The sequence below is a fragment of the Mycoplasma sp. Mirounga ES2805-ORL genome (assembly GCF_017084445.1).
Classification (GTDB): domain Bacteria; phylum Bacillota_I; class Bacilli_A; order Mycoplasmatales; family Metamycoplasmataceae; genus Mycoplasmopsis.
The window spans coordinates 689,477-703,640 of the sequence record NZ_CP070947.1 but is presented as its reverse complement, the minus strand read 5'-3'; the positions used below and the strand labels follow the sequence as shown (position 1 = coordinate 703,640).

The window sequence follows — 14,164 nt, the reverse complement described above, 5'->3', positions numbered from 1 at the left end:
TAAAAAAGATAGTTTCTTCAACTATCTTTTTTATTTAGATAATTATTCATCCTTATCTTGAATATTACGACGTTTAATAATTTCATCCGCAATATTTTTTGGACATTTATCATAGTGATGGAATTGCATTTGGTATGTTCCACGACCTGCAGTCATACTACGTAAATCTGTTGCATAACCAAACATTTCTTTAAGAGGTACTAAAGCACGAATAATACTTGCTCCGTCACTACGTGTTTCGTTTTCTTGTAATTGGCCACGACGACGAGTTAAGTCACCCATAACATCACCGAAGTAATCTTCAGGAATAACACATGCGACGTCCATAATAGGTTCTAATAGAACTGTTCCTAATTGGTCTTTAGCTTTTGTTAAAGCTTTAGAAGCTGCAATTTTATATGCCATTTCAGATGAATCGACATCATGGTATGAACCATCAAATAATGTAGCTTTAATATCAATCATAGGATAACCAGCTAATATACCAACTGCCATTTTTTCTTCAAGTCCTTTTTGAATTGACTTAATATATTCTTTAGGAATTTTACCACCGACAATTTTATCCACAAATTCAAAACCTTTTTCATGGTTAGGTTCAAATTTAATTCAAACGTGACCATATTGACCTTTACCACCAGATTGTTTAACGTGTTTACCTTCAACTTCGGCTTCTTTTGTAATAGTTTCACGATATGAAACTTGAGGCGCACCAACTTTGGCTTTAACACCATGTTCTCTTTTTAGACGATCCACAATAATGTCTAGGTGTAATTCACCCATACCAGCTATAATTGTTTGTCCAGTTTCTTCATCTGTGTATGTTCTAAATGTAGGGTCCTCTGCAGCTAATTTTTGTAAACCTAGTGCTAGTTTTTCCATAGCATCTTTAGTTTCAGGTTCAAGAGCTTGAGAAATAACAGGTTCAGGAAACACCATTTTTTCTAAAATAATTCTTTTCCCTTTTTCAGAAATTAAAGTATCACCAGTTGTTGTTACTTTAAGACCAACGGCTGCGTTAATATCACCCGCATAACATTCATCAATTTCTTGACGGCTGTTTGCGTGCATTTGAATAATACGTCCAATTCTTTCTTTAGCATCTTTAGTCGAATTGTACACATATGAACCTTTTTTAAGCACACCTGAATAAACTCTAAAGAATGTCAACGATCCAACAAATGGGTCAGTCATGACTTTAAATGCTAACGCAGAAAATTCTGCATCATCTGTTGCTTTTACTTCAACAATTTCATCACCATAGTGCGCCTTAATAGCAGGAACATCTACTGGTGAAGGTAAGTAATCAACAACAGCGTCAATCATTTTCTTAACACCTTTGTTTTTAAAACTTGTTCCACAAATAACAGGGAATAATTCTGATGTTAAAGTTGCTTTACGAATTACGGTCTTTAATTCTTCTTGAGTAGGTTCTTCACCATTGATAATTTTCATCATAAATTCATCATCAAAGGTTGAAACTGCATCAATCAATTCGTGACGTTTCTTTTCGGCTAAATCTTTAAGATCAGCTGGAATTTCTTGAGGTTCTGCTTTTTCTTCTGGTTGACCATCATAAATATAAGCCTTCATTTCAACTAAATCAATAATTCCTTTGAAATTGCTTTCTGAACCAATAGGTACTTGTAAAGCAACGGCATTACCATTTAATCTTTCCTTAACTGATTTTACAGACATGAAGAAATCTGCGCCAGCTTTATCCATTTTATTAACATACACAATTCTAGGTACTCTATAGTTTGTTGCTTGTCTTCAAACAGTTTCTGTTTGAGGTTCAACACCTGATTGAGCATCAAGAACTGTAACAGCACCATCTAAAACACGTAATGAACGTTCAACTTCAACTGTGAAGTCCACGTGTCCTGGAGTATCGATAATGTTAATTCTTTTTCCTTTTCAATATGCTGTTGTAGCAGCTGAAGTAATTGTTATACCACGTTCTTGTTCTTGGGCCATTCAGTCCATTTGTGAAGCACCGTCATGTGTTTCACCAATTTTATGAATTTTACCTGTGTGATATAGAACACGTTCTGTTGTTGTTGTTTTACCCGCATCAATGTGGGCCATAATACCGATGTTACGGTAATCCTCTAATTTATATTCTCTCGCCATAATTCCTTTCATTATCATCTAAAGTGAGCAAATGCACGGTTGGCTTCAGCCATTTTATGTGTATCCTCACGTTTTTTAATTGAACTTCCTGTTTTGTTTGAAGCATCAATGATTTCGTTAGCTAAACGAATATCCATTGTTTTTTCGTTTCTTAAACGAGCAAATTGTACAAGTCATCTTAGTGATAATGTTTGTTTACGACGTTCAGAAACTTCACAAGGAACTTGGTAGTTTGTACCACCAATTCTTCTTGTTCTAATTTCAAGTTGTGGTGTGATATTTTCAATAGCAATTTTGAAAACTTCCATTGGATCTTTTCCGGTTTTTTCTTTAACGATTTCAAATGCTGAATAAAGAATATCTTGTGCTACTGATTTTTTACCATCTAGCATGATGTTGTTAATTAATTTAGTAATTAATACAGAATTAAAAATAGGGTCTGCTAATACTTCTCTAATAGGTGCTTGATGTTTTCTTGACATATTTTCTCCTTAAATTAGCTTATTTAGCTGCCTTTTCTTTTTTGGTTCCGTATAAACTACGTCCTTGTTTTCTATTATTAACACCAGCTAAATCTTGTGTACCACGTACTATGTGATATCTAACACCAGGTAAATCCTTAACTCTTCCACCACGGATAAGAACTACTGAGTGTTCTTGTAAATTGTGACCTTCGCCACCAATATAAGCGGTAACTTCCATACCGTTTGATAACTTAACACGAGCAAATTTACGTAATGCTGAGTTAGGTTTTTTAGGAGTCATAGTTGCAACTTTTGTACATACACCACGTTTAAATGGAGATGGAGTTTTATATGATCTCTTTTGTAAAGTGTTGAATGAAAAAATTAAAGCAGGTGATTTTTGCTTTCTAATTTTGTTTACTCTACCACTTGTAACTAATTGATTAGTTGTTGGCATTTAACCTTCCTTTCATAAATATAATATTTGTTTTAAATGTCCAATAAATATCACTGTATAGAAATACAGTTTTAGAATTATATAACAACTATGCCGTGTGTCTCAATAAAAAAAATAAAAAAATGTTTTAGATAAAATGCGATTTGCTAACCAATGCAACTCACTATAAATTAGGAAAATTTATTAACGTTACTTAATTTAAAAAATAAAAAAATAGGTTTTTATAAACAAAAAAAATAAAAAACCACCAAAGAAATCTAGCTTGATGGTTTTTCTAAATTTACTTAAATTTATTATTTTTGTCATTAAAATGTTTATTTAATAATTTTAACTCAACTAATATTTTTTCATCTATTGATGGTTCAGGTTCATGTTCTTCAACTGGATTTTTCTTGGCTTTTCTAGAAATTATTATTTCTCTAATAAAGAAAACTGTAGTTAACATAATAAAAATAATTAAAGAAATAATTATGAACGAAAGTAAAGCGGCTAGGAATTTTCCAATTAAAACAGGTCCTCATTTTAAATCTTTTACTTCTGCAACATTTAAAGAATTAGCAATACTTGCCATAATTACATCATTTGATAAAGACTTTACTAATTCATTAAATGCAGCACCTAATAAAAGACCTATTGCTAACATGAACATATTTCCACGTTTAACGACACCTCAAGCACTTGACATTGACTTTTTAAACATACGAAACCTCCTACAAAATTTCATATTTAATATAATATATTTTCTTAACAATTTAAATAAAAAACTTATAATTATTTAGCGATGAGCCGCATTAAAGTGCAAAACTTTATTAATACCGCCTACAAAGGCGATTTTTTTATTATTTTTAATAACAAAAAGTTTAAATTGTTAGAATTATGAATATAAATTTCTAAATGATAAAAATAAGGAGACGTGATGAAACCGAATGAAAAATATATTATGACTCTTGATGAAGGGACAACATCTTGTAGATCAATTATTTTTAATAAAAATGGAGAAGTAGTTTCACAAAGTCAAACTCAACTAACTCAATACTATCCAAAAAGCGGATGAGTTGAACAAGATGCTCTAGAAATTTGAAATACTCAATTATCCACAATGCAAAGCGCTAAAAATAAATTAGGAATAAAATCATCTTCAATTCAAGCTGTCGGAATAGCTAATCAACGTGAAACAATTGTTTTATGAAATAAAGAAACCGGTCTTCCTGTTTACAATGCAATTGTATGACAAGATAGAAGGACAAGTGAATATTGTGAATCCATGAGTAGACACATAGATCTTGTGAGAAGCAAAACCGGTTTAATAATTAATCCTTATTTTTCTGGAACTAAAATTAGATGAATTCTCAAAAATGTTAAAGAAGCTCAGGACCTATTAGAAAATAAAAAACTATTAGCTGGAACTATTGATACATGATTGATTTGAAAACTTACTAAAGGCAAAGTGCATGCAACAGATGTTTCTAATGCATCAAGAACTATGCTATTTAATATAAATACCCTTGAATGAGACAAAGAACTTTTAAAATTGTTTGAAATACCAATCGAAATTCTACCTGAAGTGAAATCTTCTTCAGAGATATACGGAACAATTGAACCATCTTATTGATCATCTAATTCATTTAGCAAAGTTCCTATTTCTGGAGTTGCTGGGGACCAACAAGCGTCTCTATTTGGACAATTATGTGACCAAACAGGAATGGTTAAAAATACATATGGAACTGGTTGCTTTACATTAATGAACATTGGAAATAAACCGATAATTTCCAAGAACAAATTATTAACAACTATCGCTTGAAAAATAGGTGATGAAAAACCTATTTATGCGCTTGAAGGATCAGTTTTTATAGCTGGTGCAGCAATACAATGAATTAGAGACGGTCTTAAACTAATTTATGATTCTTCAGAATCTGATTTCTATGTAAATTTAATAAACGATGATACACATAGAGTCTATTTAGTACCATCGTTTACTGGACTAGGTGCACCTTATTGAGATTCATACTCAAGAGGGGCTATATTCGGGCTCGAAAGAGGAACTAAAAGAGAACATATAGTCCGCGCAGCACTTGAATCAATTGCTTTTCAATCAAATGATTTATTAATGGCTATGTCTAATGATACTAATAAAAAAATTAAAGTTCTTAAGGTTGATGGAGGGGCAAGTCAATCTAATTACTTAATGCAATTTCAATCATCATTATCAAATGTTAACGTTATAAGATCTCAATGTTCGGAAACTACAGCATTAGGAGCAGCATTTTTCGCTGGTCTAGCAACAAAATTTTGAAATAGTTTTGAGGAAATTAAAAAAATATCAAAGATTGATAAGGTATTTGCGCCAATGCTTGAAACCAAGGAAGTTGATAAATTATTAAAAGGTTGAAACCAAGCTGTTAAAAGAACTTTTAACTGAATTAAAGATACAGAGATAGACAATTAAATTAGGAGAAAATATGAACTATATCGAATTTGAAACAAACTTAAAATCACTACTTTCAAGGAGTAAGGGACCAAACTTATTACTTAAACTTATAGATGCTCCATACCGTTTTTACTCAGTTTTAAATCCTTTCAGTTTTCAAACTAAGTTAAAACAAACATTTTTAAGAACTCAAGAAAATATATATTTTAAATTTATTAAAACTTGTGCCGAAGAAATATTTATTAACAACTTAAAATTAATTCCAATGGATAATAAAATTGACGTTCCATTTCAAATAAACGATGAAAATAATGAAGAACTTAATGGAAGTTTAAGCGCGAAAAGAGTTGTTCCAACATTTTTATTCACTAATGAGGAAAAAACTAAAGTATATTCAATTTTTTTAAGAAAAAGAGATGTTTATGGAGCCAATGAAATAAACAAAATTTTTAATAAATTTAAAGAAAACAGTGAACTCTTAACTAACTATTTCAAAGAAAGTGAAGTTGTTTCGTTTCTTTGATTTGTTGATGAAGAAAATAGGAAAAATGAAGAGCTTCTTCATGAACAAACAAGAATTTTGAATATTAACTCTTCAGTACTTAATGTTGTTTATTCTTCAGAAATATTTGCTTATTTTAACGCTAAGGAAGAATGAGAAAATATTAATCAATATTTAATGCAATTTAAATTTAAAAACTATGATTTCTTTCTAAATATGCCTGATTTAGATAGCGATAAAGAAACATATGAAGCACTTGTAAATTTAAGTAATTCAGCTTGAGAAAAACTTAACTCAGATGAGCCGATATATAAAGAAATTAGATTAGCTATTTTTAATGATAAAAACCCAAATTCTAATTTATTAAAAGCTTATCAAATGAGAAGCATAAAACAAAAAACAGTTGATGAAGATGAATTAAAAAATGAGACCATAAAAGCAGGTCTCAATTAGTTTTAATTAACTAATTATGATTGTGAATTAAGTTCATTAAAATACAATTCATTTAGTGTTTTTTTATTGTATCCAACTAATGTAAACTGTATTTTTTTTGTAACAAGTTCTTTCATTACCAAAGGTAAGATTTTTTCTTCTCCACTAAAAATTACACCTTTTTTGGCTTTTTTGAATCAGTCATTATTATTATTTTTAGTCGTTTCTTTCAAAACTTCAATAACTCTTTCTGGTTCAATAGTTTTAATTATAAAAGGGTAAGAATCATTATTAATTTTATCTTTTATTAGACCAGTGTCTATTAATCTACCTTTGTCTAAAACGGTAATAGAATCAATATATTGTTCCAGTTCTAAAAGTATATGACTAGAGATAAAAATAGTTTTACCGCTTTCATTCAGTTTTTTTAGGTGCTCAAAAATTTCAATTCTAACTTTTGGATCCAAATTAGCCGCAGGTTCATCTAAAATTAAAATACTTGGATCATGTATTAAAGCTTGAATTAGAAGTATTTTTTTCTTTTGTCCTGACGACAATGAATTACCATTTTTTTTGCGTATTTCACTCGGAATGTTAAAGTAATCTAATCACTTATCCACTTTTTTAACTGACTCAGCATGGCTAAAGCCTGACAATTCAGCAAGTGAACACAAATAGTTATGCACAGTTAATCTTTTAGGAAATGTGGCTACTTCAGGTACATAACCTAGTACATCGCGCGCTTTAGCATCTCTAAAAGATTTACCATTAATTAATATTTCACCTTTTACATCTGGATAGAAATTTAACAAAGAACGAAAAGAAGTTGTTTTTCCCGCCCCATTAGCGCCAATAAATCCATGAAATTCACCTTTATTAACTTTAAATGACAAATTATCTAATATTTTTTGATTTTTAAATTCCTTAACAACATTTTTAAATTCAATTGCTATATTATCATTACTCATATAATCTCCTATTTATTAAATGGCGCTTTTCTATATTTGAAATACCCAGCGGTCATTAGCGTTGATGTTAATAATGTCATTATTAATATATAAATATATCAAGGATATACATCAAGAGTAGTTTTTGAAATAACTTCTATTGAAGACATATTTGCATTAGATTTGGGATCTAAACTCTTATTAGATACTATTTTGTAAGTTCCAAGAGACAGATAATTTAAAGATAAACGCTTGTAATAATTTTCTGAATTAATAAGTGAATCTACATTACTAGTATATTGAGAAATTGATTTTTGCAATGAATCAATAACTGGTACATCTTTTGTGTTAATTGTTTCAAATAAAGCCATTTGAAGTATATAAGTTAAGATATTTAAATTATTTTTGTTTATATCCAATGTTGGTTTTATAGGATACATTAATTTTCAAATGTTTTCAACATTATTATTCATTAAAATATTTGCAATATTTAGTGTTTTTAAGTCTTCTAATAATTTTGCATTAGTTGCATCTTTATTTTCATTTAAAACGGTAATCAATTTATCTATTTTTTCTTTATTGTTATTTATAGTTTCTTGATATCCTGCATCAAAAAGTAATTTTGCGATTTCAAAGAATTTTAAAAGAATTGGGGATGCATTATCATAATCAACAAAAGAACTTACAAAATTATTTCAAGAATTATTTGTCTCAAAAAATGAGCTATCTTTTTTATAATCAAGAGTTGCGATTTTACTTTGAAAACTTGATAATGGTGAATCAGCTACTGAAGACTGATTGATTAAATCTTGAGTAATCAAATGTTTTAATTCTTCATATTTTTGTTTAAACAAGATATAAATATCTTTTTTATCTTGTTTGATATTTTCAAAATTTACTTTATCAAATGAAAAATTAAATATAAATGAATTATTAGGTTGTCCATCAAATCTAATTCTTTTTACCTTAATATCACTAATTGATATTCCATTTATTAAAGCATATATTGACTCATTGAATCACTCTCTACTATTCCCATCTAAAATTACATATATTCCTAAATTATCTTTGTCGTTAGTTTTAAATTGAGTTTTTAAAATATTTGCATCAGCTAATGATATTATCTTTTTAGAATACATATTTTTCTTTTCATTAATTATTTCCTCAGAACCTAACTCAGGTAAATTTAGCATATGGTTTGAAAATGTTTTATTTCAAACTGATAGGTTAATAAAGTCAGAAAATCCAGTAATGTTTCTAGTAAAAAGATTAACATCATTTTTGTTCTTGATATTTGCAAACAATAAATATGAATTCTCATATCCTTTGTTTTTATCGAATGATGAAAGTCCTCTATTTGTATCACTATCGTTAAATATTTTTCCATTATTTGTGTTTTGAATATTATGTGTAATATCAAAGTCATGATTGATTTGGCCTTGTGTGCCTAATGCAAAAGATAAGAGGCTTTTAAAAATTTGAAAGATTGTTTGCAACACAATCATTATTGAAATAAATGTTCCTAAAAATCCACCACTAGACATGTAATTGGAAAGTAGTGCACATAATCCAATAAAAAATAATTCCAAGATTAAACCACTAACTAGTAAGATACCAAAATTTTTAAGCACTTCTACAAATGTATATTTAGCAAGCAAATTAGCGGTTACCGCCATAAAAAATGATATTATAAATGATGTTAGTGATGCTAATAACAATGACGAAAGAATATTAGATCAAAATATATCCTTCCTACTAACTGGTTTAGAATAGACAACATACTCTAGATGTTCTTTTTTAATATGATAAAAAACATCAGAAATTACCATTAATCCAATAACAGAGTTGAAAATCATATTAAAAGTTATTAATGTTTGAGAAGCTGCTATTTTTTTAATTTCATTTTGTTCTTCAGAATTGGGTGTAAGTTTACTACTTAGAAAAAAAGTTAAAGATAATATAAATAAATGAATCAAGAACAAAATAGATGAAGTTATTCATATTGCTTTAGATTTTGAAACGTGTTTTAATTTCATTTTAAATAGTGTTTTCATAGTTTAATATTATCATTATTAAAGTAAACGTTTATATAAATATAAAAATAACAGAAAATATGTAATTTATTCTATTAAAAATATAATATATAATTAAACAATTGTTGAGAGGAATATTATGATTCAGAAAATTAAAAACTTAAGATTTTCAAAAAAATTAACTTCAGATGTTGATAAAACATTAGTTAAAAAATATGTTAATTATTTAATTAAATGATTAAGAAAATCAGTTAAAAACGCTAATGCAAACGGAGTGGTTTTAGGTTTATCAGGAGGAATAGATAGCGCTGTTGTTGCAGTCTTAGCTAAACAAGCATTTCCGGATAATTATGAATGCTTTGTTATGCCGATTGATTCTATGCAAAATGATTTAAATGATTTAAATAGTTTGATTGAAGAACATAACTTAAAAGTAAAGACAATTAATTTAGAAAAAAGCTATCAAGCAATTATTGAAGCAAATAAAAATGTTGTTAATACACAAGTTTTAGGCAATATAAAACCAAGATTAAGAATGACAACTTTATATGCGCAAGCGCAAAACAAAAACTATTTAGTGCTAGGCACAGATAATTTTGACGAATACACAATAGGATACTTTACAAAATATGGTGATGGTGGGGTTGATTTATTACCTATTTCATATTTAACAAAGGATGACGTTCGTATTGTGGCTGAATATTTAAAAATACCTCAATCAATAATTACTAAAAAACCATCAGCTGGACTTTGAGAAAATCAAAGCGATGAAAAAGAACTAGGTTTTAGTTACAATGACCTAGATAATTACCTACTTGGAAATTTTAATGATGTAAATATCGAAATTTCTAATAAAATAAAACAACTAAATAAAAATACAGAACATAAACGGAATTCAATTCCAAGACCGTTAAGTATTAAAGAATTTACATCTAAATAAAGGAGAAGATATGTCAGGACATTCACATTGAGCAGGAATTAAGCACAAAAAGGGTGCTAATGATGCCGCTAGAGGAAAAGTATTTCAAAAACTATTTAAAGAGATTTATGTAGCAGCTACAACTTCTGGAGGACCAGATCCAGAAACAAACTCAACATTAAAATTAGCTATTTCTAAAGCGAAAAGTAAAAATATGCCAAAGGCTAATATTGATAGAGCCTTAGCAAAAGCAAAAGGTGAAAAAGATTCCTCATCATTTACTGAATTATTATTCAATGCAACAATTTCTGGAGGTGCAACATTTTTAATTAAAACTTTGACAGATAATGTTAATAGAACTAAATCATCAATCGCAGCACTATTCAATAGACAAAACGCAACACTGGGAAAAACAGGACAAGTACCTTTTCAATTTGATTATAAAGGTGTTTTAGAAATTAATAAATCACTTATACCTAGTGAGGATTTATTACTAGAATTTGCATTTACTTTAGATATTGAAAATATTGAAACAGAAGATGATACTTATTTAATTACAACAACACCCGAAAATTTTTCAGATGTGAAATCAGCAATAGAAGAGAAATTTAATATTCAAGAATTTGTTCAATGTGAAGTTACATATATTCCAAATTCATTTATTAATTATGAAAAAGACAAACTTGAAAAATTAGAAGAATTTATTGAAAAACTTGAAGATGATGATGATGTTCAAGAAGTATTCCATAATATCGATTTTGAAGAAGAATAATATCATCTTAAAATATTAAAAAGCGATAACCGCTTTTTTTAAATTAAAAACAAACGCTTTTGCGTTTGAATTATGATAATAATATTTTTCTAAATAAAGATGAATCTTCTTTAGCCATCATCTTTTTGCCATAAATAACTTTATTGATTCAATCTCTAATATAATCTTCTTTTTCTTCTTTAGTTTCAAAAGCTAAATTAGAATATTTAATCTTAGAAGCTATATAAATAAACATTGATTCAGCTTCTCTTTTGGTTAACAATCCATAGTTTAACTTAACTAGTCCCATAAAAGCTAGGTTTTTTATTTCATTAATTGTATTTTCCTTTGAATCAATGAAGTTTCTTTCAATAGACTTATCACTAATTACAAGTTCTATTTTTTTATTAAAATCGTTGTTTAGTTCATTAAAGAAATCTTTATAAGATTCTTGTTTGTATCATTTTTTTAGAGATAATAATTCTTCTCTTGAAATTTCCGGACTTTTATAACCAATATTTTTTAAAATTTTTGTTTGTATTTTTTCGTTAAAAGGTACAACATTTGAAGCAAAATTGTCTTCAAATAATTTTAAAAATTGAATATCCTTATTAGAAAGAATCTCATAAATCACACTATATGAACAATTGTCGAAATTTGTTAAATGTTCATTAATTATTACATCAAAAAATATAATTGGACCATATTGCATTTCTAGATCCATTTTATTAGCTGCAAAATCTTCAAAAACCTGATTAAGAACATATTTTTTAGCTTCTAATAAAACTTCATTAATATTGTCTGTGTGTAATTCGTCATTTATTTGTTGAATCAACAATCTTCATGATTGTGGATCATATGTGTTATCTCTTTTTAGTATCTGTGATTTAATTGTTACCATTTTAACTCCGTTATATTTATTATGGTTATATATTACCAAAAATATTCATGTAATAAAATTGCTAGCAATAAAATTAATATTTTTAACTCAAATTTAATTATTAAATATCAATATTTTTAACATATTTTGCGTTTGCTTCAATAAATTCTCTACGAGGTAATACCTCATCGCCCATTAATGTTGTGAATGCTCAATCAGCACGTGCAGCGTCTTCAATTTGAACTTGAAGCATTAATCTAGATTCAGGATTCATTGTTGTTTCTCAAAGTTGTTCTGGATCCATTTCTCCAAGACCTTTGTAACGTTGAATTGTTGCTTTGGTGTCAGATTCACTAAGAATAGCTTCTTTTTCCTCATCATTATATGCATATTTTACACTTCTATTTTGTTGAATCTTATAAAGTGGTGGCTGTGCAATATAAATAAAACCATACTCAATAAGAGGTCTAAAATATCTATAGAAGAATGTTAATAATAATGTTCTAATGTGTGCACCATCAACATCGGCATCAGTCATAATAATTATCTTGTGATATCTTAATTTATTTATATTAAATTCTTCACCAACACCTGTTCCTAAAGCAGTAATCATTGATAAAATTTCAGCATTAGCAAAAACTTTTTTAGGTTGGTTTTTTTCAACGTTAATTACTTTACCTCTTAAAGGTAAGACTGCTTGGGTAATTCTATCACGACCCATTTTTGCTGAACCACCAGCTGAATTACCTTCGACAATATATAATTCACTAATTTCAGCATTTTTAGATGAACAATCAGCTAATTTACCAGGCAAACTACCTGAATCAAAAACAGTTTTTCTACGAGCAGCATCTCTCGCCGCTTGACCTGCTAAACGTGATCTTTTTGCGGCTAAACATTTTTGAATAATAACTTTAGCTTCATTAGGGTTTTCGTTTAAAAATCTTTCGAATGATTCTGAGAAAACTTTATTAACTGCCATTCTGGCATCTTTATTGCCTAATTTTCCTTTAGTTTGACCTTCAAAAATTGGATTTGTGTGCTTTATGGATATAATAGCAACGATTCCCTCTTTTACGTCGTCTCTATTTACTTTATCATCTTCATTTTTAATAAAACCTACGCTTGAACCAAAATTATTAATTAAACGAACTAAACCATCGTAAAAACCACTTTCATGGGTTCCACCCTCAACAGTAATAATATTATTTGCATAAGAGACTATGTTTCCACTAATTCTTTCATTGTATTGAATAGCTACTTCAACTTGAACTGGAGGGTTATCTTGATATGAATATTCACCTTCTGAATAAATAACATCTTCATGAATAACTTTTTGACCTTTGTTAAGTTCTTTAACATAGTCAATAATTCCACCTTCAAAAAAGTATTCTTGATCCGTGTTATCTCTTTCATCAACAACTCTTATCTTAAGAGAACGATTTAAATATGCAATTTGTTTTGCATGGTCTAAAATTGCATTTTTATCAAATTTGTTTTTATCCATAATTTTGAAGTCTGGATGGAATTTAACTTTAGTACCGGTATCCTCTTCATCAACGGTTCCAATAACTTTTAAACTTTGGACAGTTTTCCCACCGTTTTGGAAATGAGCATAATGCACTTTTCCATCACGTTTAACTCATACCTCAAAATCATCACTTAAACCATTTACAACAGATGCACCAACACCATGTAGTCCACCTGATACTTTATATGAATCAGAATCAAATTTACCGCCAGCATGTAGAACAGTTAGAACAGTTTCAACTGTTGATAGACCAGTCTTAGGGTGAATTGCAACCGGGATACCTCTACCATTATCTTCAACAATAACATATTCATCTTTTGTAATTGTAATATTGACTCTATTAGCGAAACCGGCCATACACTCATCAACTGAATTATCTACAATTTCTCAAATTAAATGGTGAAGCCCTCTAATGCCTGTTGTACCAATATACATACCAGGACGAACTCTAACAGCTTCAAGTCCTTCTAGGACCTTAATATTTGAAGCATCGTAATCATTTTGTTTACTCATAAAAACCTCTCATTTTCTAAAATAATATTTAATATTTAAATTATAAATTAAAAGAAGAATTTTAATAGCATTTATTTGATAATAAAAATAACTATATTTTTACTAATTTGCCTATAAAAATAGTGAATATTTATCAATAAAGTTTCAATTTTTGCTATGTTGTAATATAATTAATAA

Annotated in this window: 12 protein-coding genes; 4 read left to right on the top strand and 8 right to left on the bottom strand. The window is 28.5% G+C overall.

Going from position 1 to position 14,164, the window contains the following annotated elements:
• Positions 1-42 precede the first annotated feature (42 nt).
• The 4 genes from fusA to JXZ90_RS03020 form a co-directional block, all read right to left on the bottom strand.
• Positions 43-2,130, bottom strand: a complete 2,088-nt coding sequence (gene fusA, locus JXZ90_RS03035) for an elongation factor G (protein WP_205848296.1) — start codon at positions 2,128-2,130, stop codon at positions 43-45.
• A gap of 11 nt (positions 2,131-2,141) precedes the next feature.
• Positions 2,142-2,612 (bottom strand): 30S ribosomal protein S7, encoded by a 471-nt coding sequence (gene rpsG / locus JXZ90_RS03030; RefSeq protein ID WP_205848295.1) that lies wholly within the window; start codon positions 2,610-2,612, stop codon positions 2,142-2,144.
• 19 nt (positions 2,613-2,631) lie between these two features.
• A complete protein-coding gene (gene rpsL / locus JXZ90_RS03025) occupies positions 2,632-3,051 on the bottom strand; it encodes a 30S ribosomal protein S12 (RefSeq protein WP_205848294.1) in 420 nt (139 codons plus the stop codon).
• 280 nt (positions 3,052-3,331) lie between these two features.
• On the bottom strand, positions 3,332-3,751 hold the full coding sequence (locus JXZ90_RS03020; protein ID WP_205848293.1) for an MscL family protein: 420 nt from the start codon (positions 3,749-3,751) through the stop codon (positions 3,332-3,334).
• A gap of 216 nt (positions 3,752-3,967) precedes the next feature.
• Here JXZ90_RS03020 and glpK point away from each other — a divergent pair, with 216 nt between their 5' ends.
• Together glpK and JXZ90_RS03010 are read left to right on the top strand one after the other, a co-directional pair.
• Complete coding sequence (gene glpK, locus JXZ90_RS03015; protein ID WP_205848292.1) at positions 3,968-5,497, top strand: glycerol kinase GlpK; 1,530 nt, start codon at positions 3,968-3,970, stop codon at positions 5,495-5,497.
• 13 nt (positions 5,498-5,510) lie between these two features.
• Entirely contained in the window at positions 5,511-6,434 is a 924-nt protein-coding gene (locus JXZ90_RS03010; RefSeq protein WP_205848291.1) for an HpyAIV family type II restriction enzyme, read from the top strand.
• Between the two features lie 14 nt (positions 6,435-6,448).
• On the opposite strand, the gene JXZ90_RS03005 is transcribed toward JXZ90_RS03010, so the two are convergent.
• Both JXZ90_RS03005 and JXZ90_RS03000 read right to left on the bottom strand, forming a co-directional pair.
• A complete protein-coding gene (locus JXZ90_RS03005; protein ID WP_205848290.1) occupies positions 6,449-7,381 on the bottom strand; it encodes an ABC transporter ATP-binding protein in 933 nt (310 codons plus the stop codon).
• A gap of 8 nt (positions 7,382-7,389) precedes the next feature.
• On the bottom strand, positions 7,390-9,414 hold the full coding sequence (locus JXZ90_RS03000; protein WP_205848289.1) for a hypothetical protein: 2,025 nt from the start codon (positions 9,412-9,414) through the stop codon (positions 7,390-7,392).
• A 118-nt stretch (positions 9,415-9,532) separates the two neighbouring features.
• On the opposite strand from JXZ90_RS03000, the gene nadE reads away from it, so the two are divergent.
• Both nadE and JXZ90_RS02990 read left to right on the top strand, forming a co-directional pair.
• Entirely contained in the window at positions 9,533-10,333 is an 801-nt protein-coding gene (gene nadE / locus JXZ90_RS02995; RefSeq protein ID WP_205848288.1) for an NAD(+) synthase, read from the top strand.
• A 10-nt stretch (positions 10,334-10,343) separates the two neighbouring features.
• The gene (locus tag JXZ90_RS02990) at positions 10,344-11,084 is read left to right on the top strand and encodes a YebC/PmpR family DNA-binding transcriptional regulator (protein ID WP_205848287.1); all 741 of its coding nucleotides are present in this window, start codon (positions 10,344-10,346) and stop codon (positions 11,082-11,084) included.
• Positions 11,085-11,154: 70 nt separating this feature from the next.
• Here JXZ90_RS02990 and JXZ90_RS02985 read toward each other — a convergent pair whose 3' ends face one another.
• Entirely contained in the window at positions 11,155-11,964 is an 810-nt protein-coding gene (locus JXZ90_RS02985; protein ID WP_205848286.1) for a hypothetical protein, read from the bottom strand.
• Between the two features lie 100 nt (positions 11,965-12,064).
• Complete coding sequence (gene gyrB / locus JXZ90_RS02980; protein WP_205848285.1) at positions 12,065-13,987, bottom strand: DNA topoisomerase (ATP-hydrolyzing) subunit B; 1,923 nt, start codon at positions 13,985-13,987, stop codon at positions 12,065-12,067.
• Positions 13,988-14,164 lie beyond the last annotated feature (177 nt).